Source organism: Urechidicola vernalis, from assembly GCF_031846385.1.
Lineage (GTDB): Bacteria > Bacteroidota > Bacteroidia > Flavobacteriales > Flavobacteriaceae > Urechidicola > Urechidicola vernalis.
Genome location: NZ_JAVRHV010000008.1, coordinates 73,120 through 97,662, shown reverse-complemented (window position 1 = coordinate 97,662; position 24,543 = coordinate 73,120). Strand labels below are relative to the sequence as shown.

The 24,543-nt window shown below is 33.4% G+C and carries 28 protein-coding genes; 17 read left to right on the top strand and 11 right to left on the bottom strand.

Annotated elements, in window-relative coordinates:
* Window positions 1-61: 61 nt before the first annotated feature.
* The 4 genes from RM519_RS13260 (at window position 62) to RM519_RS13245 (ending at window position 4,442) form a co-directional block, all read left to right on the top strand.
* The gene (locus tag RM519_RS13260) at window positions 62-1,483 is read left to right on the top strand and encodes a TolC family protein (protein WP_311594304.1); all 1,422 of its coding nucleotides are present in this window, start codon (window positions 62-64) and stop codon (window positions 1,481-1,483) included.
* A gap of 11 nt (window positions 1,484-1,494) precedes the next feature.
* Window positions 1,495-2,445, top strand: coding sequence for an HlyD family secretion protein (locus tag RM519_RS13255; RefSeq protein WP_311594303.1), 951 nt, complete (start codon window positions 1,495-1,497; stop codon window positions 2,443-2,445).
* A gap of 9 nt (window positions 2,446-2,454) precedes the next feature.
* Window positions 2,455-3,624 carry an ABC transporter permease gene (locus tag RM519_RS13250; protein ID WP_311594302.1) on the top strand — a complete coding sequence of 390 codons (1,170 nt, stop codon included), beginning with the start codon at window positions 2,455-2,457 and terminating at the stop codon, window positions 3,622-3,624.
* Between the two features lie 68 nt (window positions 3,625-3,692).
* Window positions 3,693-4,442 carry a pseudouridylate synthase gene (locus tag RM519_RS13245; protein ID WP_311594301.1) on the top strand — a complete coding sequence of 250 codons (750 nt, stop codon included), beginning with the start codon at window positions 3,693-3,695 and terminating at the stop codon, window positions 4,440-4,442.
* Window positions 4,443-4,444: 2 nt separating this feature from the next.
* On the opposite strand, the gene RM519_RS13240 is transcribed toward RM519_RS13245, so the two are convergent.
* Entirely contained in the window at window positions 4,445-4,828 is a 384-nt protein-coding gene (locus RM519_RS13240; protein ID WP_311594300.1) for a hypothetical protein, read from the bottom strand.
* Window positions 4,829-4,855: 27 nt separating this feature from the next.
* Window positions 4,856-5,386, bottom strand: a complete 531-nt coding sequence (locus tag RM519_RS13235) for an RNA methyltransferase (protein ID WP_311594299.1) — start codon at window positions 5,384-5,386, stop codon at window positions 4,856-4,858.
* A gap of 259 nt (window positions 5,387-5,645) precedes the next feature.
* Here RM519_RS13235 and mutS point away from each other — a divergent pair, with 259 nt between their 5' ends.
* The gene (gene mutS, locus RM519_RS13230; protein WP_311594352.1) at window positions 5,646-8,222 is read left to right on the top strand and encodes a DNA mismatch repair protein MutS; all 2,577 of its coding nucleotides are present in this window, start codon (window positions 5,646-5,648) and stop codon (window positions 8,220-8,222) included.
* A complete protein-coding gene (locus tag RM519_RS13225; RefSeq protein ID WP_311594298.1) occupies window positions 8,222-8,683 on the top strand; it encodes an RNA methyltransferase in 462 nt (153 codons plus the stop codon). The genes mutS and RM519_RS13225 overlap by 1 nt, the downstream gene beginning before the upstream one ends.
* On the opposite strand, the gene RM519_RS13220 is transcribed toward RM519_RS13225, so the two are convergent.
* Entirely contained in the window at window positions 8,680-9,948 is a 1,269-nt protein-coding gene (locus RM519_RS13220) for a D-alanyl-D-alanine carboxypeptidase/D-alanyl-D-alanine-endopeptidase (protein WP_311594297.1), read from the bottom strand. The genes RM519_RS13225 and RM519_RS13220 overlap by 4 nt on opposite strands.
* A 95-nt stretch (window positions 9,949-10,043) precedes the next feature.
* Here RM519_RS13220 and RM519_RS13215 point away from each other — a divergent pair, with 95 nt between their 5' ends.
* Window positions 10,044-10,322 (top strand): Sec-independent protein translocase subunit TatA/TatB, encoded by a 279-nt coding sequence (locus tag RM519_RS13215; RefSeq protein ID WP_311594296.1) that lies wholly within the window; start codon window positions 10,044-10,046, stop codon window positions 10,320-10,322.
* Window positions 10,323-10,339: 17 nt separating this feature from the next.
* Here the strand turns inward: RM519_RS13215 and RM519_RS13210 are convergent, their stop codons facing one another.
* The 3 genes from RM519_RS13210 to RM519_RS13200 form a co-directional block, all read right to left on the bottom strand.
* Window positions 10,340-10,981: an O-methyltransferase gene (locus tag RM519_RS13210; protein WP_311594295.1), complete on the bottom strand. Its 642-nt coding sequence runs from the start codon at window positions 10,979-10,981 to the stop codon at window positions 10,340-10,342.
* A gap of 317 nt (window positions 10,982-11,298) precedes the next feature.
* Window positions 11,299-11,868 (bottom strand): sigma-70 family RNA polymerase sigma factor, encoded by a 570-nt coding sequence (locus RM519_RS13205; protein WP_311594294.1) that lies wholly within the window; start codon window positions 11,866-11,868, stop codon window positions 11,299-11,301.
* 41 nt (window positions 11,869-11,909) lie between these two features.
* On the bottom strand, window positions 11,910-12,857 hold the full coding sequence (locus RM519_RS13200) for a TolB family protein (protein WP_311594293.1): 948 nt from the start codon (window positions 12,855-12,857) through the stop codon (window positions 11,910-11,912).
* A gap of 124 nt (window positions 12,858-12,981) precedes the next feature.
* Between RM519_RS13200 and panB the strand changes: the two genes are divergently transcribed.
* From panB to RM519_RS13160, 8 genes are all read left to right on the top strand, one after another.
* A complete protein-coding gene (gene panB / locus RM519_RS13195; protein ID WP_311594292.1) occupies window positions 12,982-13,800 on the top strand; it encodes a 3-methyl-2-oxobutanoate hydroxymethyltransferase in 819 nt (272 codons plus the stop codon).
* A gap of 11 nt (window positions 13,801-13,811) precedes the next feature.
* Window positions 13,812-14,177, top strand: a complete 366-nt coding sequence (locus RM519_RS13190; protein ID WP_311594291.1) for a cupin domain-containing protein — start codon at window positions 13,812-13,814, stop codon at window positions 14,175-14,177.
* Between the two features lie 3 nt (window positions 14,178-14,180).
* Complete coding sequence (locus RM519_RS13185; RefSeq protein WP_311594290.1) at window positions 14,181-15,119, top strand: 2-hydroxyacid dehydrogenase; 939 nt, start codon at window positions 14,181-14,183, stop codon at window positions 15,117-15,119.
* 9 nt (window positions 15,120-15,128) lie between these two features.
* Entirely contained in the window at window positions 15,129-15,542 is a 414-nt protein-coding gene (locus RM519_RS13180; protein WP_311594289.1) for a response regulator transcription factor, read from the top strand.
* Between the two features lie 83 nt (window positions 15,543-15,625).
* The gene (locus RM519_RS13175) at window positions 15,626-16,135 is read left to right on the top strand and encodes a DUF4199 domain-containing protein (protein WP_311594288.1); all 510 of its coding nucleotides are present in this window, start codon (window positions 15,626-15,628) and stop codon (window positions 16,133-16,135) included.
* Between the two features lie 4 nt (window positions 16,136-16,139).
* Window positions 16,140-16,595 carry a DUF1801 domain-containing protein gene (locus RM519_RS13170; protein WP_311594287.1) on the top strand — a complete coding sequence of 152 codons (456 nt, stop codon included), beginning with the start codon at window positions 16,140-16,142 and terminating at the stop codon, window positions 16,593-16,595.
* Window positions 16,596-16,599: 4 nt separating this feature from the next.
* Window positions 16,600-16,986: a VOC family protein gene (locus RM519_RS13165; RefSeq protein WP_311594286.1), complete on the top strand. Its 387-nt coding sequence runs from the start codon at window positions 16,600-16,602 to the stop codon at window positions 16,984-16,986.
* A 41-nt stretch (window positions 16,987-17,027) separates the two neighbouring features.
* Window positions 17,028-17,306 carry a TM2 domain-containing protein gene (locus RM519_RS13160; RefSeq protein WP_311594285.1) on the top strand — a complete coding sequence of 93 codons (279 nt, stop codon included), beginning with the start codon at window positions 17,028-17,030 and terminating at the stop codon, window positions 17,304-17,306.
* A gap of 31 nt (window positions 17,307-17,337) precedes the next feature.
* Here the strand turns inward: RM519_RS13160 and RM519_RS13155 are convergent, their stop codons facing one another.
* Genes RM519_RS13155 through RM519_RS13145 form a run of 3 tightly spaced genes read right to left on the bottom strand, consistent with a single transcriptional unit; the run spans window position 17,338 to window position 20,903 of the window.
* On the bottom strand, window positions 17,338-19,140 hold the full coding sequence (locus RM519_RS13155) for a GNAT family N-acyltransferase (protein ID WP_311594284.1): 1,803 nt from the start codon (window positions 19,138-19,140) through the stop codon (window positions 17,338-17,340).
* Between the two features lie 38 nt (window positions 19,141-19,178).
* Entirely contained in the window at window positions 19,179-20,426 is a 1,248-nt protein-coding gene (locus RM519_RS13150) for an aspartate kinase (protein WP_311594283.1), read from the bottom strand.
* On the bottom strand, window positions 20,427-20,903 hold the full coding sequence (locus RM519_RS13145) for a GNAT family N-acetyltransferase (protein ID WP_432280190.1): 477 nt from the start codon (window positions 20,901-20,903) through the stop codon (window positions 20,427-20,429).
* Window positions 20,904-20,969: 66 nt separating this feature from the next.
* Here RM519_RS13145 and fbp point away from each other — a divergent pair, with 66 nt between their 5' ends.
* Window positions 20,970-21,992 carry a class 1 fructose-bisphosphatase gene (gene fbp, locus RM519_RS13140; RefSeq protein WP_311594281.1) on the top strand — a complete coding sequence of 341 codons (1,023 nt, stop codon included), beginning with the start codon at window positions 20,970-20,972 and terminating at the stop codon, window positions 21,990-21,992.
* 114 nt (window positions 21,993-22,106) lie between these two features.
* Window positions 22,107-22,715, top strand: a complete 609-nt coding sequence (locus RM519_RS13135; protein ID WP_311594280.1) for a superoxide dismutase — start codon at window positions 22,107-22,109, stop codon at window positions 22,713-22,715.
* Between the two features lie 125 nt (window positions 22,716-22,840).
* Here the strand turns inward: RM519_RS13135 and RM519_RS13130 are convergent, their stop codons facing one another.
* Both RM519_RS13130 and RM519_RS13125 read right to left on the bottom strand, forming a co-directional pair.
* Complete coding sequence (locus RM519_RS13130) at window positions 22,841-23,800, bottom strand: M48 family metallopeptidase (RefSeq protein WP_311594279.1); 960 nt, start codon at window positions 23,798-23,800, stop codon at window positions 22,841-22,843.
* Window positions 23,801-23,804: 4 nt separating this feature from the next.
* Window positions 23,805-24,368 (bottom strand): LemA family protein, encoded by a 564-nt coding sequence (locus tag RM519_RS13125; protein ID WP_311594278.1) that lies wholly within the window; start codon window positions 24,366-24,368, stop codon window positions 23,805-23,807.
* Window positions 24,369-24,543: the final 175 nt, after the last annotated feature.

The window sequence follows — 24,543 nt, the reverse complement described above, 5'->3', positions numbered from 1 at the left end:
TTTGCTTACTCAGATTAGTTTCCTATATTTATAACTAATCTGATTTTTTAAAAATTGCTTAATGAAATTATCGCTTTTTAGCAAATTCTGCTATTATGGATTTGTCTTCTTTTATTTTTCACAAGGCTCTGCTCAAAACAGTATAGATTCTTTAAACCTTCAAACAATATTATCTAAGGCTATTGAAAATAATGCTGCTTTAAAAAATAGCGCGCTTGAAATTGAAAAATCTGAAGAAACCAAAAAAAGTATATTGCATACTTATATTCCAACCGTTGAACTTGGAGGGAAATATGCCTATACACAAGGAGAATTAAACCTTGAAACAACATCCATTCCGATAGATGTTCCTGGATTCAATCTTCCTCCAATTATTCCAGGATTTCCGCCTATCACAGTCCCAAGTACGGGTCTAGAAATTCCGCCAATAGATCAAAATATAGATTTTAATGGTAATTTATGGATGGGAGGATTGACCGCCAAATGGACCTTATTTACAGGTTTAAAGGCTCCATATTTATCCAAAGCTATGGAGCATAAAATTAAAGCTCAAGAACAACAATATATTCAGAGAGAAGCAGATCTTATCATAGAAGTTTCTGAATATTACGACAAAATTGCTTTGCTTGAGAAAACAAAACTTGTATTAAATATTCAAAGAGAGCGTTTAAACAAGGAAACTTTAGTTGCGAAAAAAGCATTTGAACAAGGTTTAATTACAAGACATGAATTGCAGAAAACGGAAATATTTCAACTAGAATTAGATTCAAAGCAATTAGAATATGAAGGTGCTAAAGAGTTATTAATGTTAAAATTAGAACAACTAACGGGTATTCCAATTATTCAATTAGAACTTTTAGAGGTTGAATTGACTCCAAGATTAAATCAAGAATTAGAAAAAACATATTTAGACAGACCAGAAATAACGGCTTTAGATGAATCAATCATTGCTTCCGAGTACAAATATAAATCTGAAGTGAGCGGATATTTACCTAAGGTACAAGCTTTTTATACACACCAATACGCAGGAATGACAAATGGCGAACTTGGAATTTTAGGTTTTGAAGAAGTTAGCGCTTATCCACTAAATGCATTGGGTGTAGGAATGAAATGGGAAATATTTGATGGCTTGCATTCTAGAGGGCAGCGCTTAAAGGCAAAAATTGATTTAGAACAATTAACGAATAAAAAAGAAGAGGTTCAAGAATTGTTAGCGTTGAATTATCAGAATTGTATTTCTAGATACCGAACTTTAAGTGCCCAAGTAGAGTTGAAAAGAAAACAACAAAAATCTGCGGAGAAATCTTTAGAAATTAGTTACAAAGAATATACAAACGGTTTAATTAAACTTTCTGATTATTTAGAAGCACAAGCAGATTTAACCACGACAATATTAGAATATTACCAGACAGTTTGTAGTCAAAGAAGAAGTGCTCTAGACCTTCTTAATGCGACGGGTAGTATAGATATTCAAAAATTATAAAAATTGAAACAATGAAAAAAGAATTCCATTTAATTGCTATACTCCTATTCGCTTTCGGTTGTTCAGAAGTTACCATTACAGATAACGTTAATGGAAAAGTAAAAAGAGATGTGTTAACCTTAGCGAGTAAATACCCTGGTAAGGTAATCGAAAAATATATAAATGAGGGTGATGTTGTAAACCCTGGAGACACCCTAATGAAACTTGATTTCCCAGAAGTTGAAGCCAAACTTAGTCAGGCTGAAGGGGCCGTAAGCGCAGCAAAAGCGCAATATGAAATGGCATTGAAAGGCGCCACTTCAGATGAATTAGCACAAGTTTCTGCAAAATTAGATGCGGTAACAGAACAATATCATTTTGCACAAAAGTCGTTCGATAGAATTGATGCTATGCACAAAGACAGTTTGGTTTCTGATCAAAAATATGACGAAGTCTCGATGAAACTTCAAAGTGCAAAATCTCAATACGAAGGAGTTTTAGCAAAATACAACCAAGTAAAAACAGGGGTAAGAAATGAAAAAATTAGAATGGCGCTAGGAACATATGAACAAGCCAAAGGAGCTCTTATGGAGGCAAATGTAGCATACGATGAACGATACATTATTGCGCCACAAAAAATGACGATTGAAACTATTACTTTAAAAGAAGGTGAGCTTGCTTTACCTGGATATGGCCTATTTACTGGTTACGATTTAAACAGTACATTCTTTAGGTTTACTGTAACTGAAAAAGAGATTAAAAACTACAAAAAAGGAGCGATTTACACAATAGAATCTCCATTTACCGACACTGAATATCAAGGAACATTAATTGCAATTAAACAGCTAAATAGTTATGCAGATATAACGACTGCATTTCCTGACTATGAGTTAGGAGAGGCCATTTACGAGTTGAAACTAATTCCAAATGATATTGCGAAATCCAACGAGTTATATGCCAATATTTCAGTGGTACTTCGTTAACTATATTATATGAAAAATTGGTTTTACTTACTTAAAAGAGAGTTTAAATTATTTGCAAGTAACTCTGTAATACTTGCTATTTTTATTGGGGCGCCATTGCTTTATGGTTTGCTATTAGGTGCTGTTTATAAAAAAGGGAAAGTAAATCATTTACCCGTTTTGGTTATTGATTTAGACGCTACTCCTATGAGTAATACAATTATAGAAATGATTGATGATAATGAAGTAATTGATGGGGTAATAGCGTACAATCAAGAAAATTTAAAATCTCAAATTATTAATAATGATTACGCCGCAATCATAACTATACCAGATAGATTCGAAGCACAAATACTACAGAAACGACATCCAGAAATACAAGTCGAAATCAATACGGCAAATATTCTTACCGCAAATTATTCAGCAAAAGCCATTCAAATTATACTAGGTACTTTGAATGCAGGTATGGAGATAGAAGGTATTAAAAAGCAAGGAATTCCAGAAGTTACTGCAAAAGAACAATATGAAATGTTCGGTGTTAATTATGCGCGTTTTTTTAACTCTTCTGCCAATTATATGACATTTCTCTGGCCAGGTGTATTAGGAACTATTATTCAACAGGTTTTTATGTTGGCACTCGCGTTGAGTTTCGCAAGAGAGTTCGAAGAACGCACCTTTCATACCGAATTTATGCCTAAGGCAAAGAATCTGTGGAATGCCATGCTATTAAAATCATTGCCATTTTGGATTATGGGTGTTGGCATCATTTTTCTTTTAAGAATGATGTTTCCGTTATTTCAAGTACCTCTGGAAGTTGATGGATTTGCGATGCTCAGTTTGCTGGCCATATTTGTAATTTCTGTTACATTTTTAGGAATCTTGTTTAGTATTGCAATTCCAAATCAATTAAAAGCCACAGAATTTTTAATGGTTATTGCTACGCCAAGTTTTATATTAAGTGGGTTTACTTGGCCTTTAAGCCAAATGCCTTCATTTATTGTTGCACTAGCAGATATTATTCCGCTTACTCATTTTTTAAAAGCCTTAAGAAAGGTCATGCTGTATCAGGCCGAAATTTCAGATATACAATCAGAAATTAACGGATTAATTATTCTATCGGTCATTTTTATATTATTGAGTTATGGTTTACTTAAGTTAAAGCGTTACCGTTTTAAGAAAAAAAGTAAATTAACAGCATAATTTACGTCTGTTTATTTAATTTGTGTTTGAAACTTTTAACGACCTCAAAATAATATTGGTCTAACGGAATGAAAAAACAACTTCTTTTTAATTTTAAAACGGATATTTCTAGTTTTGATATTCCTTCGGAACTCAACAATCCATTTGGAGTAAATGTTCCTGAAATTGCAAAAATAGCGGCAGAAGAATTTCAAGATTTTATTGCTATCGAATCTGATAAATGGAACTATAATTTTCATACTCAAAAAGGGAAAATGTTTGGAGTTTTAGTGGTTCAAAACCAAGATAAAACGTACAGTTATTTAGGCACTGTATCTGGGAAATTACCAGGTAGATTGTATTGCGAAAGATTTATTCCTTCTGTATTTGATGATTCAATTGATGATTTCTTTATAAATCGAGGCATGACTGAATTAACTCGAATTGGGGATCAAATAAAAAAAACCGAGAACCCATCTGAGATATATAAGTTGAAAGAAAAAAGTCGACTGAAATCTATTGCTTTACAGAAACAACTTTTCGAGAATTATAATTTTGTGAATCTTTCAGGAAAAGAAGAAAACCTGATTCATATTTTTAAAAATTCATCACATGGAAACCCTCCTGTTGCTGCAGGAGATTGTACTGCTCCGAAACTACTTCAATATGCTATAGAACACGAATTAAAACCAATTGCAATAGCTGAGTTTTGGTGGGGAAGTCCTATAAAGAAGAATGGAAAAAAACACAAAGCATATTATCCAGCTTGCAAAGACAGATGCAGACCTATTTTGGAATATATGTTAGAAGACACAACCTTATTCGATTCTTGTCAATAAAATTACTTTTTAGCCTGAGTAATGTCTCGAAATGTTGGTGGATTCTCAGTAATGCTTCCCGCACCTTTTTTATTTATTTTGAAAACAACGTCTTTTGAAGTGGTAAATAAAAGAACGGATAAAAACGATTTTTTTAAATGTGGTTCTAAGATACCAAAAGCCTGTTTTAAGGTCATTTCTTTTTCCTCATCTTCCGAATCTTTTGATCTGTAATGAATTTTCAATAAAACTTTAAATCCATCTTCAGCATAAATAGGCCTTAGAAATATATTTTTTAAATTAGGCTTACCAATGGTTTTTGCCATGGTTAATTTAGCAAAACGATTTTCTTGGACACTTTGTTCTACCTCACTCCAAAAATCAATAAAAACCCTTTGATATTCCATAAATTAAAAACGTAAAAAATTATTTGTTTAATATTTCATCTTCTTGAAAAAATCCCAAAGCACAACACCACAACTCACAGAAATATTTAAAGAATGTTTAGTTCCAAATTGTGGAATTTCAATACAATAATCTGAAGCAGTTACCACTTCTTGTTGCACGCCTTTTACCTCGTTTCCAAAAACAACAGCATATTTTTGGTTCGGTTCAACTTCAAAATTCTGTAACATTGTCGCATTATCAGCCTGCTCTATACTCGCCACTCTTACCCCTTCTTTTTTCAAAGCTTCAACTAGTGCTATCGTGTCTTCAACAAACTCCCATTCAACAGATTCGGTAGCGCCCAAGGCCGTTTTATGAATTTCTTTGTGTGGTGGTTGTGCAGTGATTCCACAGAGGTATACTTTTTCGACTACAAATGCATCGCTAGTTCTAAATACCGACCCAACATTATTCAAACTTCTAATGTTGTCTAAAATAACAATCAACGGAATTTTCTCTGTTTCCTTAAACCCCGCAACATCCAATCTCTTGAGTTCGTTATTCTTTAATTTACGCATAATCTTTTATTCTATAGTCATTCTGAAAGGAGTGAAACGCATTGAAGAATCTAATAATCTTCTTTAATAACCCAGATCGTTATCGTAATAGGATAACAAATTAAAATGAAATTTCGGAGCAAAAATACAGTATTTATTTATAAAAATAAATTTACCAATTCCGGTTTACTCTCTTTATTAACCTAAAAAATTAATGTAAATTCGCAGTTATCATCTAAACAAAAACACCTTGGCAAAAGCAAAAAAAGTCACCCCTTTAATGAAACAATACAACGCTATCAAGGTAAAATATCCTGATGCGATGTTGTTATTTAGAGTTGGTGATTTCTACGAAACTTTTGGTGAAGACGCTATTAAAGCCGCAAAAATATTAGGAATTGTTTTAACCAAACGTGGAGCAGGAAGTGAGTCAGAAACTGCATTAGCCGGATTTCCTCACCATTCTATGAACACCTATTTGCCAAAGTTGGTAAAGGCTGGTTGTAGAGTTGCAATTTGTGATCAATTAGAAGATCCAAAAAAAACCAAGACTATTGTAAAACGTGGAGTAACCGAATTGGTTACGCCTGGTGTTGCCTTAAATGATGAAGTATTAAATGCTAAAACAAATAACTTTTTAGCGGCAGTACACTTTGGGAAGAAACAATTGGGTGTTTCGTTTTTAGACGTTTCTACGGGCGAATATTTAACGGCTCAGGGAAATGTTGAGTATATTGATAAATTACTGCAGAATTTTAGTCCGAGTGAAGTTTTGGTCCAAAAACAACACAAAGTGAAATTCCTAGAACATTATGGCGAACGTTTCAATACTTTCTATTTAGATGACTGGGTGTTTCAATCGGATTATGCACAAGAGAACTTAACAAATCATTTTAAGGTTTCTACATTAAAAGGTTTTGGAATTGACAGCCTACCTGAAGGTATCATTGCCGCTGGAGCCGTGCTGTATTATTTATCAGAAACGCAACACAATAAACTAGAACACATTACCCGAATTAATAGAATTGCTGAGGATAATTATGTGTGGATGGATCGATTTACAATTCGAAACCTTGAGTTGTATATTCCTAACTCTCCGGATGCTGTTACTTTATTAGATGTTATCGATAAAACCATCTCGCCGATGGGAGGCCGTTTATTAAAACGCTGGTTAGCGTTACCACTTAAAAATGTGGAGCAGATTCAGCAACGTCAAGAAGTGGTAAAAGAATTGATTCATAACGATGATTTATTTGAAGTGTTTACCTATCAAATCAAACAGATTAGTGATATTGAACGTTTGATTTCAAAAGTGGCCACAGGCAAAATCAGTCCAAAAGAAGTAGTGCTTTTAAAGAACTCTTTAAAGGCTATTTTACCGATTAAAGAAGATGCTTCAAAAAGTAAAAACAAGGCGTTACAGCAGATAGGTAACGAACTAGATGATTGCAATTTATTGATTGAAAAGGTTATTCAGACCATAAACGAAGATGCGCCGGTAAATATCAATAAGGGTAATGCAATTGCTTCGGGAGTATCTGAAGAATTAGATGAATTACGAGCAATTTCAACTTCAGGAAAAAACTACTTAGATGAAATGTTGGCACGCGAAAGTGAGCGGACTGGTATTACGTCTTTAAAGATTGCGTTTAACAATGTATTTGGCTATTATATTGAAGTTCGGAATACACATAAGGATAAAGTTCCTGAAGAGTGGATTCGAAAACAAACCTTAGTAAATGCCGAACGATATATTACGGAAGAACTTAAAGAATATGAATCAAAAATTATAAGTGCCGAAGATAAAATTGGGCAAATAGAACAAGAAATTTTTGAAAATTTGGTTCAGTATCTCATTAATTACATTCAACAAGTTCAGAAAAACGCGCAATTAATTGCACAATTAGATTGCCTTTGTTCTTTTGTTCAGACTGCCAAAGACAATGATTATGTTTGCCCTACAGTTGATGAAAGTACAGATATTTCGATTAAAAATGGACGCCATCCAGTAATTGAAAAACAATTACCAATTGGTGAAGAATATATTGCCAATGATGTAGTTCTGAATCGTAATCAGCAACAAATAATAATGATTACGGGGCCAAATATGAGTGGTAAATCAGCCATTCTTAGGCAAACCGCTTTAATTACTTTGTTGGCACAAATGGGAAGTTATGTTCCTGCGCAAAATGCTACAATTGGTGTAGTTGATAAAATATTTACCAGGGTTGGAGCCAGTGATAATATCTCTATGGGTGAATCTACTTTTATGGTAGAAATGAATGAGACTTCAAGTATTTTGAACAACCTTTCTGATCGAAGTTTGATTTTACTCGATGAAATTGGCCGCGGTACAAGTACCTATGACGGAATTTCGATTGCATGGGCAATAGCGGAATATATTCATGAGCATCCAACCAAGGCAAAAACATTGTTTGCAACGCATTATCATGAGTTGAATGATATGACTGAAAGTTTTGAGCGTATTAAAAACTTTAATGTTTCTGTAAAAGAATTGAAAGACAATGTTATTTTCTTACGAAAATTAGTGGCAGGAGGTTCTGAACACAGTTTTGGTATTCACGTGGCTAAATTAGCAGGTATGCCGAGTCCTGTAATTCACAGAGCCAATAAAATGTTGAAAAAGTTAGAAAAAAGTCATTCTAGTGATGATATTAAAGATAAACTGAAACAAGCACAGCAAGAAGAGGAAGTACAGTTAAGTTTCTTTAAGTTAGATGATCCTTTGTTAGACGACATTAAAGATGAAATATTAGCAACAAACATAGATACTCTTACTCCTATTGAAGCCTTGATGAAATTGAATGAAATCAAACGAATGTTAACAAAAAAGTAATGATTAACAATTTAGAGCAAGGCTTTTTTGGAATTGGAATTCAGAATGGTAAAACTCCTGAAAACTTAGGCGTACTTTGGCGTTCGGCACAAAACATGGGTGCTAGTTTTATTTTTACTATTGGAAATCGTTATGCAAAACAGGCCTGTGACACTCATAAGGCCGTTGGAGCGATGCCTTATTTTCATTACAATACATTCGATGATTTTTACAAAAACTTACCAAAAGGTGCCATGTTGGTTGGCGTAGAACTAAATGAAAAAGCAGAACATTTAGAAACTTTTTCACATCCAAGACGCTGCGTGTATTTATTGGGAGCAGAAGACCATGGATTGTCTAAAACAGCCATAGATAAGTCACATTATTTAGTGAAATTTAAGTCCGAGTTAAGTTTGAATGTTTCTGTAGCTGGTAGTATTATTATGTACGATAGACAAGCAAAAATTAATTTTAGCAACTAGTAATTATCTCGAAGCCATTCGAACATAGTTTCCATACGCTCCTTTATAGCGTTGTTCGAATGCTTGTAGTGATTATTCATAAAGCTAAATACCAATACTTTTCCTGAATCTGTAATTAAAAAACCACTTAAATTGTGATTGTTTCCTAAGGATCCAGTCTTGGCATAAACATATGGTTTATCCTTACCAGCATACCAATTTTCGATAGTACCAAATTCTCCTCCCACCGGAAAGAACTGTAACAGTCTATCTCGGTCAATTTCTTGATACATTCTAGATAAAACTTGTACAAAAGATGCGGGAGAAAATAAATTATATCGACTCAATCCAGAACCATCAACCCATCTAGGCACTTGTTTTAAATCTTTTAATTCGTTTTTGAGCATATAATCTCTTGCCTTATCAGAACTTAAGGTGTCCGAAATTGTTGAAGAGGCTAAAATTAAAATCTGCTCGGCTAAAAAATTATCGCTTACTTCCATCATTCTTCTATACAAAGAATCAGACGGAATACTGTATTGCAGTTCAGAAGGTTTTGAAGGTCCTTGTTTTACTATTGTTACTTCTCCTTCAATAACATCTTCTAATAAAACCTTCACTAAAGAAGGCTTCATAATCATAGGTATTTCGGTTTCTTTAGTTCTTCCTTTTTTGTAATAAAAAGTGTTTTCAAATTCTTTTCTTCCATAAAAATCATCTGCAATTTTCATGTGTTCTTTAAAATAACCCGGAGCGACTTTTAAAGAATTCTCATTGCTAACTGTCACCACATTTCCATAAATTGGAAGTGCACTCCGTTCTGGGCTAAAGTAGGAATCAAAATCTTCCCAAGCCCAACCTGGCGCGTATCTTCTATCTTCAATATTATCTAAGACTAGATTCACATGCTTATAATCTTTAACTAAATTATAAGCGGTACTATCTTTAAAGTAAGGATGAAACAATGTTGGATCTCCATTCCCTTGAATTGTTATTGTTGAATCATTTGGCGATTCATAATAAAACGAAGGAATAGAATCTGGAAGCAATGTAAGTCCAGTATATAACGTAAAAATTTTAGTGTTACTAGCGGGGGTAAAATATTTGTTCCCATTATGATTTAGTAAGACTTTGTCTTTAGCAATATCATAAATATAAAGGCCGGTAAATTGCTCGCTATAAAATGAAGATTCCAAACTGCTCGAAAGTGTTCTATTTAGTTTTGCTGTCTTACAGTTCGTTAAAAGTATTGCCAAAAGACCACAACAAAATATTCTAAAAACCATTATTTGTGTTTCGTTTTACTTGGAAATTCTAAAGTACAATTTTTTAAGTATGTGAAGTTGAATTATATCAGAAATCTTTTACCTTTGCGATTCTTATGAGTACACAATTCTTATTTATCAGCGGTCCGGAAATTTTTATAATTATTTTAATTGTAGTGATGTTATTTGGTGCGGATAAAATCCCTGAAATTGCTCGTGGTTTGGGTAAAACAATGCGTCAGGTAAAAGATGCTACCAACGACATTAAAAAGGAAATTAAGGACAGTGCTGAAAAGCAGGGTATTGATACCGAATTTACACGTGATATTAAAGATGGCATCTCTAAAGTTAAGGATAATATTGACGATATGACTGGGCCAATAAAAAGGCTTTAACTTTTATTAGTTTATATTTATTTCACTCTAGAAATTGTTAATCCATCTCTAATTGGAAGCAAAACAGTTTCAACTCTAGGGTCTTCTTTTAATAACTTATTGTATTTGATTAAAGCAGGAGTATCAATATCTTTTGGAAGTATTTTCTCCACCACTTTTCCACTCCATAGCACATTGTCAGAAAGAATAATACCTCCCGGATTCATTTTATCAATTATTGCATGAAAATAGTTGGAATAGTTGCTTTTATCTGCATCAATAAATACCAAATCAAATTTTAAATCTATTTGTGGAATGATATCTAAAGCCATGCCCACATGCTGTTTCATTTGAGTACCATGGCCGCTTTTATCAAAATATTTTCGCTGAATATCGGCCAACTCTTCATTTTTATCAATGGTATGCAACTCACCATTTTCATGCATACCTTCAATTAAACAAAGCGCAGAATAACCTGTATACGTTCCTATTTCAAGAATGTTTTTAGGATTAACTAATTTAGAAATCATAGACAAAACACGCCCTTGAAAATGTCCAGTGAGCATTCTTGGAACCATTATCTTTTGCCAAGTTTCTCTATTTAATTCTTGAAGTAATTGAGGTTCATTCTCAGAATGACCAACAACATAGTTGTCTATTTTTTCCGGTAAAAAGTCCATTACAAAAATTTAATACAAAAATAAAAAACGGGACTTAATAAGTCCCGTTTCACTACTTCATTTGTTCTTCTAAAGCCTTTTGTAATTCAATTTTGGCTTCTTCAGGCATACATTTTGTTTGTTTGCATTGCTTTTCAGCATATTCATCATAAACCTTTGTCATAAGGTTATTTTGAATAGTGTAACATTTACAAACCTTGCATTTCAATAGATGTAATGTTAACCTTAATCTCTCACCAAAACTTGCGCTTCTATATTGATTTTTGTCGCAAATCGTGGTTGCTTCATCGCACGAGATCTTAAATTTACTCATACTTTTAATTATTAAACCAATTACTTTCCATACAACTTCTTAACTGTGTTCTTGCTCTATGGATAATAACCCATAAGTTTGACGATGTGATGTCTAACTCCTTACAAATTTCTTCTGTTTCAAATCCTTGAATGGTTTTCATTTTAAAAACCATCTTATATTTTTCGGGTAATTTTTCTATACATTTTTCCAATGTCTCCTTCAACTCATCATTCTGAATATCCTTATCAGCATCACTAGACCATAGGTTTGGAACGCGTTCTTCTATCCATTCACCTGCATTATCACCGTCTTTATAAAAATTCATTCGAACTTCGGCTTTTCCTTTGTTTGAATTTATTTTTCGGTAATGGTCGATAATTTTTCTCTTTAAAATAGAGACTAACCAGGTGCGCTCACTTGCTTTTCCCTGAAAATTTTTCATGGATTTTAGACCCGCAAAAAAAGTTTCCTGAACCAAATCTTTAGCCAACTCATCACTACTAACCCTGGTAATTGTATAATTATACAAATAATCAGAATACAGTTGCACCCATTTTTCTGGATGTAAAGTGTGCTTTTTTTCTGTTGACATATATTAATTAGGAAATTTATTCGATTACGAATATATGAAAATTAGTCAATATGATTTTGAATGAATTTCGTTTTATAAATTCTACTCAATCCATTAGGGGCAGAATTAAAATATTTTAAATAGTCTTCTAACTCCATGAACTTTTCAAATTGACTTTTTTGCGTGCTTTTTTCTGAAGTAAAATAAAGACTGTTTGTACTAAAATCTACGAACGGACAATAATCAATCTTACTCGAATTTATTTCTGGACCTAAATTCTTTGCAGGCATCCATTGTCCGTTATTGTCTTTTGTGCTCATATATAAATCACCTCCTCCAAAACCATCTGGTCTATTATAAGAAGAAAATACAATAACACTTTCATCTGGCGAAACGTAAGCATTAAACTCGTAAGTTTTAGAATTTATGGCATCACTGATTGATTTTGGTTTAGTGTATTTTCCGTTTTCATACGTACTTAAGTAAATGTCTTCTTTCCCTTTTGTGTCTTCATCAATAGTTGCGGTGAAATATAAATTCCCTGAATTTGTAACCGCCGGATAAAATTCATCTTTTAAGGTATTTATTTCAGGCCCCACGTTTATTGGGTTGCTCCAATTAGAAGTCAACGTTTCACGTTGCACCATCCAAATATCAAAATCTGTTTTTTCTTCATTTTCTAAAGATCTATTTGATGCAAAAAACAACTTTAAATTATCTGGAGATAAGAATGGCTCCAAATCTTTATCAAGTCCCGAAAACGGAGCAACAGCGGGTTTTAACCATTTTCCTTTTTTAAAAAACGAAACAGCAATAAATGAAAACTCTTTTTTATAGCCCAAAACCGTAAAATACATTTCTTGTTGATTGTTAGAAATTGAAATATCTCTTACATGTGGAAATTCCTTAAAGAATTCGGGTAAAAAGACTTCTGTTTGTTGTTCTGAATTGTTTGTTTGAGCGAAAGTCAGAGATGTTATTAGAAAAAATAATTGCGTAATCTTTTTCATTTTAAAGTAGTTTAGTACTCATAAAAATAATCTCAAATTAGATTATTATAAAACTATTGTGAAAAATTTAACGAGGCTTAATCCTTTTAATTTTCACTATTTTTACCATCTAAACCAAAACCAAATGTCAGTAGCAAAAAGTACCTATAAAAGAGTAACGGTTAAATCCTTGGTAGATATGAAACAGAAAGGAGAAAAAATCTCCATGTTAACTGCGTATGATTATACCATGGCAAAAATTGTAGATAGTGCCGGAGTAGACGTAATTCTAGTTGGCGATTCTGCATCAAACGTAATGGCAGGGCATGAAACAACGGTACCAATTACATTGGATCAAATGATTTATCATGCAGGTTCAGTAATTAGAGCCGCTGAACGCAGTTTAGTTGTGGTTGATTTACCTTTTGGTAGTTACCAGTCAGATCCTAAAGAAGCATTGCGTTCTGCCATTAGAATTATGAAAGAAAGTGGCGCACATTCTGTAAAATTAGAAGGCGGTAAAGAGGTGAAAGATTCGATTAAACGAATTTTAAATGCAGGAATTCCAGTTATGGGACATTTAGGATTAACGCCACAATCTATTTATAAATTTGGAACGTATACGGTAAGAGCAAAAGAGGAGGAAGAGGCAATAAAACTTAAAAGTGACGCTAAACTGCTTGAGAAACTAGGATGTTTCGCCATTGTATTGGAAAAAGTTCCAGCAAAACTAGCGCAAGAAGTTGCGGAGAGCTTAACGATTCCTGTAATCGGAATTGGAGCTGGAGCAGGTGTTGACGGGCAAGTTTTGGTTACGCATGATATGATAGGAATGACACATGAATTCAATCCTCGTTTTTTGAGACGTTATTTGAATTTATATGATGATATGACTGGAGCTTTTAAAAGTTATATAAAAGATGTGAAAAGTGTTGATTTTCCGAATGATAAGGAACAGTATTAAAAAGTTGAAAGTTGAAAACGATAAATATCAATCAAAAATTTAGCACATTCAATCAGCACTGGCACCCTCACCAAATAGGAATTGTTGATAATATGCAAGTGCTTCTTGCAAAAATTAAAGATGAATTTGTTTGGCACAAACATGACGAGGAAGATGAACTCTTTTTTGTTCAGAAAGGAACTTTAGAAATGCATTTTAGAAACAGTGTAGAAATTGTTGCTGAAGGTGAAATTATTATTGTTCCAAAAGGTGTTGAGCATTGTCCGAAAACAAAGAATGGCGAAGAAGTTCAAGTCTTATTATTTGAGAAACTTTCTACCGCACATACGGGAAATACGAAACACAAAAAAACTGTAACTAACTACCCAAAAATTTAGGTTTTGTTAATTCTACATCTCGATACCAACCACCCCTTACTTTTAAATCAACTGAATGATTTGGGTTGTACCAATCACGAAGATTATGTTGCTACGAAAGCCGAAGTTGAAGCGAAAATCTCTAAATACGACGGAATTGTAATTCGCAGTCGATTTAAAATTGACAAACAATTTATTGATGCTGCGACAAGTCTAAAGTTCATTGCACGGGTTGGAGCAGGATTGGAAAGTATTGATTGTACTTATGCCGAATCAAAAGGCATTAAATTAATTGCTGCGCCTGAAGGAAATAGAAATGCTGTTGGAGAACATGCCTTAGGAATGTTATTATCCTTATTCAACAAGCTTAACAAAGCTGATAGAGAAATAAGAACAGGTAAATGGCTACGGGAAGCAAATCGCGGTATTGAATTAGACGGTTTAACGGTAGGATTGATTGGATATGGAAATATGGGAAAATCCTTTGCTAAAAAGCTAAAAGGGTTTGATGTTGAGGTGCTCTGTTATGATATTTTAGACGGTATTGGAGATTGCAATTGTAAGCAAGTTTCTTTGGAGGAATTACAAAAAAAATCGGATGTTTTAAGTTTGCATACGCCGTTTAATGAATTATCGCATCACATGGTAAATTCTGAACTCATCAACTGTTTTAAAAAACCATTTTGGCTAATAAATACAGCTAGAGGTACTGCGGTAAAAACGGAAGATCTTGTGAGTGCTTTAAAGTCTAAAAAGATACTTGGTGCAGGATTAGATGTTTTAGAATATGAAAAGTCTTCATTCGAAAATTTATTTGAAAATGCAACCTTACCAGATGCATTTGAATACTTAATTAATGCCGAAAACGTATTATTATCTCCTCATGTTGCGGGTTGGACAGCTGAATCTAAAATTAAACTAGCTCAAACAATCGTGGATAAAATCAAGACACATTTTTTGTAATTTTATGAAATGAAAAAAACTATTATTGCTTTTTCATTACTCATTATTGCACTTCTTACGCTGTTCCAATTGAGTAAATATGCCCTTTTTGTTGGCAAAACCTCCGTTGAACTAATTACCACAATCGTTGCAACGGTTTTTCTAATTGTAGGTATTTATATCAATAAGAAAACACTCCATAAAGAAAAATCAACAGCTCGAAAAGTTGATCACAGTAAAATTGAAGAACTTCAAATAAGCACAAGAGAATATGAAGTCTTACGCAAGATTTCGGATGGCTTATCTAACAAAGAAATTGCAGAAAAATTGTTTGTTTCAGAAAGCACTATTAAATCTCATGTGTCTAGTTTATTGCAAAAACTAAACGCTAAAAGGAGGACACAGGCTGTTCAAAAAGCCAAAGAAATGCACATAATAGACTAAAGTAGGATGGAATTCGTACTTTAGTATGACTAGAATTTGAATCTGTGAGGCTAGTTTTGTTTCAAACTTTTAAACTTCAAATTATGAAAAATTCAATTTTAAGATTTGGTGGATATGGTGCACTTATCGGTGGAAGTATTTTTGCTGGAAGTCATTTTTTTACCGATTTAATAGATTTTAGTCTATTAGAAATATTTGGATATTTATCCATTTTTGCATCCTTGTCTTTCGTTTTTTTTGGAATTAAACATTTCAGAGATAAAACAAACGGAGGGATCGTTTCATTTGGAAAAGCATTGGTCATTGGTTTGGCAATTTCTGCTATTGTCGGTATTGTAATTGGGCTTTTAGATATTGTTTATGTAACGGTAATTAATCCTGACTTTTCAGCCGAATATATTCAATACACCTTAAATGACCTTAAAGAAACACTACCTCCGGCCGAGTTTGAGATACAAAAAGAAAAATTGATAACTGACATGGAGGCCTTTGACAATCCAACATTTGCAGGTTTGTTTATGTTCGGGATTGTATTTAACATCGGAATCATCATCACGGTTATATCTTCATTTATTCTTCAACGAAAAAAATAATATTATGAAATACGAAGCAAACACACCGGATGAATATATAAATCAATTACCTGAAGATAGAAAAGAAGTAATTCTAAAAATCAGAGAAGTTATTTCTCAAAATATCCCAGAAGGTTTCGAAGCAGGATTGGGCTATGGAATGCTTAGTTGGCATGTTCCGTTTAGCACCTACCCAAGTGGATATCATTGTGATAATTCTGTTCCTTTACCGTTCATGAATTTGGCATCACAAAAAAACTTTGTTGCATTATATCATTCTGGAATATATGCGAACCAAAAAATACACGATTGGTTCGTAAACGAATATCCAAAACATTGTAAATACAAATTAGATATGGGTAAAAGTTGTGTTCGATTTAAAAAAATGAATGATATTCCGTATGATTTAATTGCGGAATTGGTAACTAAAATTACTCCCGAAGCATGGATTGCGACCTACGAGAAAAATATAAAACGATAGATTTATGAAAAAACGAGTTACTGGTATAGGTGGATTGTTTTTTAAAACGAATAACCCAACGGACACAAAAGATTGGTATAAAAAGCATTTAGGATTTAATACGGATGATTGGGGATGTACTTTTTGGTGGAAAGATCAAAAGGGTAAAGATTGTTCTACACAATGGAGTCCATTTGCTAAGGATACGGATTACTATGAGCCTTCTAAAAAAGATTTTATGTTTAACTATAGGGTTGAAAACCTAGAAGATTTATTAAAGGTATTAAAAGAAGAAGGCGTTACAATTGTTGGTGAAATGCAAACATATGACTACGGTAAATTTGGATGGATATTAGACAATGATGGAAATAAAATTGAATTGTGGGAACCGATTGATGCCGCTTTTCAATAAAATTCGATATTTTAGCAGGACTAACAAAATTTTAAAATTACATGGAAATAGTTGATGAAAATGGGCAAACAAAAATGCATTATTCAGTACAGGATAGTAAAAGAGTAATCGCTGGTGTATTGGGTATCCTTTTTGGTTCATTAGGAATACACAAGTTTGTACTTGGCTACACCAAAGAAGGATTAATTCAAATTCTAATTTCATTCGTTAGTTGTGGAATATTAGGAATCCTTGGCCTTATTGAAGGGATTATCTATTTAACAAAATCTGATGAAGAGTTTGTTGAAATGTATCAAAACAATTATAAAGGTTGGTTTTAAATATAAAAAGGGGGCTCATTTGAGCCCCCTTTTATTTTGAATTTTCATCTACCATCTTTCGTTCCAATTCTGCTTGGAATTCTTCCATTACCGGTCCAACGGTACTTTGCGGTATATCTGAAATACGGAGAAAAATAAGCCCATCAATTGCATTGTTAAATTTTGGATCTACATTAAATGCAACTAATTTGGCGTTTTGCTTAATATACTTTTTAATCAAAACCGGTAAACGTAAACTCCCAGGCTCCAATTCATCAATTACTTTATCAAACTTTTTCAAATCAGCCTGTGTTGCGTCAAAGACAAAATCTCTATCTGCATCTTTCAATTTTACTTTATATTCTTTCTTCGGGTGTATATATTGAGCAATATATGGGTCGTAATAATGCGACTTCATAAATTCAATCATCAACGATTTCGAAAAGTTTGAAAACTGATTGGAAATACTAACACCTCCCGTTAAATATTTATGTTTAGGGTAACGCAACGTAACATGAATTATCCCCTTCCATAAAAAGAACAAAGGCATCGGTTTTTGCTGGTATTCATTCACAATAAAAGCACGACCAATATCTATGGTCTTACTCATCATGGAATACAATTCTGGTTCAAACTTAAAGAGCGTTTGCACATAAAACCCCTCTATTCCGCTTTTCTCATAAATATCCACACCAAGACCCATTCTATAGGCGCCTACCAATTTTTTTGAATTGTTATCCCATAAAAATAAATGGTGGTAAGTATTGTCAAATTCATCTAAATCTATGGCGTTATTGGTTCCTTCTCCCACATCTCTAAATGTTATCTCACGTAATCTCCCTATTTCTTGTAGTAAATTTGGAATCTTATCAGCACTTGCAAAAAAAACTTCATAATTTTTGCTCTCCATCATTCTAGAGTCATTTTCTCTTAGGGCAGAAACCTCTTCAATCATGGCTTCTACGTTTCCTTGAGAAACAATAACTTTGGGTTCTTTTGGAAATTTTAATGTTGGTGTTTGAATAATTTTTTCAGGCTCAAACGGATTTGCCAACATGTACGTTTTCTTTCGAATAAACTCATGAAAATCATCGATATTCTCGAACTGATTTTGATCTTTAACAGAAATAGGTTTCCCAATTCTAACTTTAATTACACGCTGCTTTTGCGATAGTAATTCAGAAGGCAATTTAGCGGTTCTTAACGTGTCATTAATTTTAGATAGCCAGTAAAATAAACGGCTATTTTTAGCATGAAAATAAATTGGAATTATTGAAACATTGGCCTTCTTAATCAATTTAACAGCCCCTTCTTCCCATGGTTTATCCACCATTAATTTACCATCCTTGTAAGTCGACACTTCACCTGCCGGAAAAATTCCTAACGGCCTTTCTTCTCTCAAATGCATCAATGCCTCTTTAATTCCTGCCATGCTCGACTTCACATCCTTACGGTCTTCAAACGGATTCACCGGCATTATATAAGGTTTCATGGGCTCAATTCTGTGCAGTAAAAAGTTGGCGATGATTCTATAATCTGGACGTTTTTTTACCAGTAATTTTAACAATAAAATCCCATCAATACCCCCTAAAGGATGATTTGAAATAGTAATAAAAGCACCATCTTTTGGAATCCTATTTAAATCTTCATCAGGTATTTCAAATTGAATCTGAAGGTCGTCTAAAAGCGCATCGAAAAATTTTAAATCGGATAAATGCTTGTGCTTATTATAAATTTTATTAAGTGTAGAAATACGCAACACCTTCATTAATAACCAGCCAAAAAAAGTTCCGATAAAACCATATTTGTCAAGATTAACTGCTTTTGAAACTTCTTTTGCGGTAACTAAACCCATGTATTCCTTAAAATTTGAGCGAATAACAAATATATACTTTATTCTGTAATAATTTGAATGGTTTCCCTGCTACTCTGCTTTAAATAGACTTTCTTTCCGTTTACAATTCTATGAATGGAAGCATCATCAAAATGACGAATGGTGTACAAAGTTACATCTGAATTATAGGAGATTTTAAATTCATTTTTTAATTCCTCATAAAACTGTTTGAACGTGTCGTATTTATCTTCTAAACATACCGAGAAACTCAATGCAGAATTTTGAATCAGGCTTACTTTTAACTTATGACCATGTAGTTGTTGAAAAATATCTCTAATGTTATGTTCTACCATAAACGAGAAATCCTTTGCCGAAATAGATACCAATATCTGCTGCTTCTTTTGAATAAAGCAAGGTGTTTTAGGCACTATGTCTTCTCCTTTCTGCACAGTTGTTCCATTTGAATTTAAATTGTCAAAAGAACGAACCACCAACGGGATTAATTTATTCTCCAATGGCTTTAAAGTTTTAGGATGGATTACAGATGCTCCGTAAAACGCCATTTCAGTTGCTTCCTTATAAGAGACTTGATTCAACAATACAGTATTTGAAAAATACTTCGGATGCGCATTTAAAATTCCTTCCACGTCCTTCCATATGGTGACGCTTTTTGCATTTAAGCAATAGGCAAAAATAGCAGCCGTAAAATCGGAACCTTCTCTTCCTAAAGTTGTCGTTGTTCCATTGTTTCCTGCAATAAATCCTTGTGTAATACTAATTGAATTTGTTGAAACACTTGTTATAATTGCTGATTCCGTTTCTTCCCAATTTACTTTCGCAGAGCGGTAATAGGTATCTGTTCTAACTAATAATCTAGCATCTAGCCAATTATTCTTTATCCCTATTTCATTTAAATATGCACTTACAATTTTGGTGGATAACACCTCTCCGTAACTTACAACCTGATCATAAACATAACTGTAATCTTTCGATGTATTCTCATCAAGAAAATTATTCAGTGTTTTAAATTCAGCCTCTAATACTTCAAAAATGGGATGTGATTCATTTTCAAATAAATTTGAAATAATCGTTTGATGAAACGCTTTTACAAAGGCTATTTCTTGCGCAAGTTTTGGAGGATCATTAAAAAAGGTCAATACAACTTTTTCAAAAGCATTGGTCATTTTTCCCATTGCTGAAATGACAATCAACACATCAGTAGCGTTTTCATGTTTTAAAACATTCGCAACATTTTTAACAGAATCTGCATCTTTAACTGATGCGCCTCCAAATTTAAATACCTTCATTTAATTTAGTCCTTCAACAAAATTTACAATACCGTTTTTATCCATTTGAACGGTTTCCCAACCTTCTAAAATTTTTGCACCAGAGTTTAAATAGAAATTTCGCGCTGGTGTATTCCAATCTAGCACCACCCATTCAACTCTTCTCACATTTTCATTAAAAGCCTGTTTCATTATAGATTGATACAAAAGACCTCCTATATTTTTCTTACGCATATCTTCTCTTACAATCAAGTCTTCTAAATGAATCGTTTTCCCCTTCCATGTAGAATATCTGTAGTAATAGAACGCCATTCCAACAACTTCATTGTCAACTTCTGCAACAAACACATTAAATAAAGGGGTCGTTCCAAAACCATCTCTTTCAATATCCTCTTTTGTTACTTCTACTTCATCTGGCTCATTCTCAAAATCGGCTAAATGTTGAATTAAATCTAGAATTGAGCCAGCATCAGATTTAATTGCTTTTCGTATTGATATTTTCATATTTAAAATAGCTTTATGTTTTACTAAAAAACGATATTTGTAAAAAATTTGAACGCAGCTATGTCTCAAAAACACACCACGCTAGGAGAATTCATAATTGACAATCAAAAGCATTTTCAATACTCTTCTGGGGAACTTTCCAGATTGATAAATTCGATCCGATTAGCAGCAAAAGTAGTAAATCACGAAGTAAATAAAGCCGGTTTGGTTGATATTTTAGGTGCTGTGGGTGAAACTAACATTCAAGGAGAAGACCAACAAAAACTAGATGTATACGCCAATGATATCTTTATGCAAACCCTTACAAATAGACAAATTGTTTGTGGTGTTGCAAGTGAAGAAGAAGATGATTTTGTTGCCATTGAAAGTAATAATGGAGGGCATAATAATAAATATGTAGTATTGATTGATCCATTAGATGGATCATCAAATGTTGATGTAAATGTGTCTGTTGGAACTATTTTCTCAATTTATCATAGAGTTACACCGATAGGAACTCCGGTACAGTTAGAAGATTTTTTACAAGAAGGCACCAAACAAGTAGCAGCGGGTTATGTGGTTTATGGTACTTCAACCATGTTGGTATATACAACAGGGCATGGAGTTAATGGATTTACACTAAACCCTGCAATAGGAACTTTCTATTTATCACATCCAAATATGTCCTTTCCTGATGACGGGAACATTTATTCTATCAACGAAGGAAATTATGTTCATTTTCCACAGGGCGTAAAAGATTACTTAAAATTTTGTCAAGAAGAAGTAGATAATCGTCCATATACATCAAGATATATTGGATCTCTTGTATCGGATTTTCATAGAAATATGATTAAAGGAGGTGTTTATTTATATCCAACAAGTTCTAAAGCTCCAAAAGGAAAGTTACGTTTGTTATACGAATGTAATCCAATGGCCTTTTTAGCAGAACAGGCAAATGGAGTAGCAACGGATGGTTATAAGCGTATCATGGAAATTAAACCAACTGAATTACACCAAAGAGTACCATTTTTCTGTGGTAGTAAAAATATGGTTGCTGATGCTGAAGGCTTTATGGCAATGTATCCTGAGGATGCCAACTATTAATAATTATGTATAGACTTTATTAATAGTTTTATAAAAACAATCAATTTCCACGATTGAGTTTTGTTGCGTACCTTTGGCCTAGAAAATTTTTTACAACATTAAAAAACAAAAATTATGGCTTTTGAATTACCAGAATTAGGATACGCTTATGATGCGTTAGAACCACATATAGATGCAAGAACAATGGAGATTCACCATGGAAAACACCATGCTGGATATACAAGTAAATTAAATGCTGCAGTCGCAGGAACTGACTTAGAAGGAAAATCTATCGAAGAAATTTTATCTAACTTAGATATGAGCAATGGAGCTGTTAGAAATAATGGAGGAGGATTTTATAATCACCGTTTGTTTTGGGAAGTAATGTCTTCAAATGGAGGAGGAGAGCCAACAGGAGAGTTAGCTGAGGCTATCAATGCTGAGTTTGGTTCTTTTGAAGCCTTTAAAGATGCTTTTTCAAGCGCTGCTGCTACCCAATTCGGTTCAGGATGGGCTTGGTTATGCGTTGTTAAAGGAGGTGGAGTTACAGTTTGTTCTACACCAAACCAAGACAACCCAACAATGCCAGGAGTTACTTGCGGTAACCAACCAATTTTAGGATTGGATGTTTGGGAGCATGCTTACTACCTAAACTATCAAAACCGTAGACCAGACTATATCAATGCATTTTTTAATGTAATTGATTGGGCTAAGGTATCAGCAAATTACGCTGCGGGAAAATAATTTCTTGTTGAAATAATAAAAACCCGGAGCATTGCTTCGGGTTTTTTGTTATAAACACCACTATAATCCCCTCAAGGGGGTAATAACTAATTAATCCTTCCTTCAGGGAGGAAAAAGGTGGGTGTTTAAAATTGTTCTAAAATATCAATTCGTTTTTTAATTGGCGGATGTGTTGCAAACAAGCCATTAAATGCATTTGCCAATCCACGATTCTTATGTTTCTTAGAAGGATGATCTATAAACATTTGTGCTACATCTTCTCGTTTCACTGCCTCAATCCATGGATCATTAGAAATTTTGCGTAAGGCACTTGCCAAGGCTAAGGGTTTTTTAGTCATTTCCGCAGCACCTGCATCGGCTAAATATTCCCTTTTTCTAGACAATGCAAACCTGAAAAAAGATGATAATATCATTCCTACTACTCCTAATGCCAAAATGATAAATACAGCACCGCCTCCTTCTTTTTTACCACTACTTCTTCCACCGCCATATAAAACTGTTCTAAAAGCGATTTCGGTAATAAATGAAAAGATTCCTACAAAAATGATGGAGATAATTAATAAGCGTACATCTCTATTGATGATATGAGTTAATTCATGTGCGATAACTCCTTCCAGTTCATCATCATCTAATTTATCAATCAACCCTCTCGAAAAAGTGACTGCAAAAGTTTTTTCACTTAACCCACTAGCAAAAGCATTTAAAGAATCGTCTTCTATGATATAGATCTTCGGAGTTTTCATTCCCCTAGACATGGCTAGGTTCTCTACCAAATTATAGATGCGCTTATTGTTTTTTCGTTCTAATGGTTTTGACCCCGTTGCTTTTCGAATCATGGCCGAGTGTGAAAACCAAGCAATTAAAAACCAAATAGAAACTCCAATTGAAACAAAAGGAATCGTGTGGATAAATCCATTATTTACTGTATCAATACTCGTAGCACTTCCTTCCTCTACAAAGTAAAAATTGGTAAAGAAAAAGAACAACCAAACGAGTCCCAGTAAAAGCAAAGGAAAAGCGATAAGTAGTAGAACTGATTTAAAATTATTACTACTTATTTGAGATTGTAACCCAACGTACTTCATTTAATTAAAAACTAACTTTAGGTGCTTCGTCTAATTTTGCTCTTTCTGCAATACCAACATCAAACATAGATTCTTTGTTGAATGAGAACATACCAGCAATAATATTAGATGGGAATGTTTGAACCGCATTATTGTATTCTTTGGTAGCAGAATTAAAGAATCTTCTTACCGCAGATAATTTATTTTCTACGTCAGAAATCTCTTCTTGTAACTGCATAAAATTAGTGCTTGCTTTTAAATCCGGATAGGCCTCAACAGCAATATTCAAACCGCTTAAAGCAGTCGATAATTGATTCTCTGCCGCAATTTTCTCATTGATAGATCCCGCATTTAAGGCACCTGCTCTTGCAGCAGTAACATTTGTTAATACTTTTTCTTCGTGTTTCATATAACCTTTTACAGTTTCAACTAACTGCGGAATAAGGTCATGTCGCTGCTTTAATTGCACATCGATATCTGCAAAAGCGTTTTCTCTGTTGTTGCGTAATTTTACAAGCTTGTTGTAAAATGAAATGAGCATTAAAAGCACTACTGCAATAACGGCTATGATAATAATTGTTGAAGTCATGATAGTAATTTTTGATTTTGTTTCTTCAAATATACTTTATTCTAAATAATGTTTGTGCAAATATTTACCGTATTGATTTATAAGAATGATGAAGTGTTGATTTGAAATGATGAGTTGATTTCTAGATGTTTTTTCAATTCATGATTCTTCGAAAATAAAAAACCCGAACAATGCG

Bases quoted from the DNA above. Each gene is read 5' to 3' on its own strand.
- RM519_RS13235 (WP_311594299.1), bottom strand. From the start codon at position 5,386: ATGCGTAAATTAAAGAATAACGAACTCAAGAGATTGGATGTTGCGGGG.
- RM519_RS13215 (WP_311594296.1), top strand. From the start codon at position 10,044: ATGAGTACACAATTCTTATTTATCAGCGGTCCGGAAATTTTTATAATT.
- RM519_RS13250 (WP_311594302.1), top strand. From the start codon at position 2,455: ATGAAAAATTGGTTTTACTTACTTAAAAGAGAGTTTAAATTATTTGCA.
- RM519_RS13150 (WP_311594283.1), bottom strand. From the start codon at position 20,426: ATGAAGGTATTTAAATTTGGAGGCGCATCAGTTAAAGATGCAGATTCT.
- RM519_RS13205 (WP_311594294.1), bottom strand. From the start codon at position 11,868: ATGTCAACAGAAAAAAAGCACACTTTACATCCAGAAAAATGGGTGCAA.
- RM519_RS13260 (WP_311594304.1), top strand. From the start codon at position 62: ATGAAATTATCGCTTTTTAGCAAATTCTGCTATTATGGATTTGTCTTC.
- RM519_RS13200 (WP_311594293.1), bottom strand. From the start codon at position 12,857: ATGAAAAAGATTACGCAATTATTTTTTCTAATAACATCTCTGACTTTC.
- RM519_RS13210 (WP_311594295.1), bottom strand. From the start codon at position 10,981: ATGGACTTTTTACCGGAAAAAATAGACAACTATGTTGTTGGTCATTCT.
- RM519_RS13125 (WP_311594278.1), bottom strand. From the start codon at position 24,368: ATGACTTCAACAATTATTATCATAGCCGTTATTGCAGTAGTGCTTTTA.
- RM519_RS13165 (WP_311594286.1), top strand. From the start codon at position 16,600: ATGAAAAAACGAGTTACTGGTATAGGTGGATTGTTTTTTAAAACGAAT.
- RM519_RS13245 (WP_311594301.1), top strand. From the start codon at position 3,693: ATGAAAAAACAACTTCTTTTTAATTTTAAAACGGATATTTCTAGTTTT.
- RM519_RS13225 (WP_311594298.1), top strand. From the start codon at position 8,222: ATGATTAACAATTTAGAGCAAGGCTTTTTTGGAATTGGAATTCAGAAT.
- RM519_RS13220 (WP_311594297.1), bottom strand. From the start codon at position 9,948: ATGGTTTTTAGAATATTTTGTTGTGGTCTTTTGGCAATACTTTTAACG.
- RM519_RS13135 (WP_311594280.1), top strand. From the start codon at position 22,107: ATGGCTTTTGAATTACCAGAATTAGGATACGCTTATGATGCGTTAGAA.
- panB (WP_311594292.1), top strand. From the start codon at position 12,982: ATGTCAGTAGCAAAAAGTACCTATAAAAGAGTAACGGTTAAATCCTTG.
- RM519_RS13130 (WP_311594279.1), bottom strand. From the start codon at position 23,800: ATGAAGTACGTTGGGTTACAATCTCAAATAAGTAGTAATAATTTTAAA.
- RM519_RS13255 (WP_311594303.1), top strand. From the start codon at position 1,495: ATGAAAAAAGAATTCCATTTAATTGCTATACTCCTATTCGCTTTCGGT.
- RM519_RS13180 (WP_311594289.1), top strand. From the start codon at position 15,129: ATGAAAAAAACTATTATTGCTTTTTCATTACTCATTATTGCACTTCTT.
- fbp (WP_311594281.1), top strand. From the start codon at position 20,970: ATGTCTCAAAAACACACCACGCTAGGAGAATTCATAATTGACAATCAA.
- RM519_RS13160 (WP_311594285.1), top strand. From the start codon at position 17,028: ATGGAAATAGTTGATGAAAATGGGCAAACAAAAATGCATTATTCAGTA.
- RM519_RS13240 (WP_311594300.1), bottom strand. From the start codon at position 4,828: ATGGAATATCAAAGGGTTTTTATTGATTTTTGGAGTGAGGTAGAACAA.
- RM519_RS13155 (WP_311594284.1), bottom strand. From the start codon at position 19,140: ATGGGTTTAGTTACCGCAAAAGAAGTTTCAAAAGCAGTTAATCTTGAC.
- RM519_RS13170 (WP_311594287.1), top strand. From the start codon at position 16,140: ATGAAATACGAAGCAAACACACCGGATGAATATATAAATCAATTACCT.
- RM519_RS13175 (WP_311594288.1), top strand. From the start codon at position 15,626: ATGAAAAATTCAATTTTAAGATTTGGTGGATATGGTGCACTTATCGGT.
- mutS (WP_311594352.1), top strand. From the start codon at position 5,646: ATGAAACAATACAACGCTATCAAGGTAAAATATCCTGATGCGATGTTG.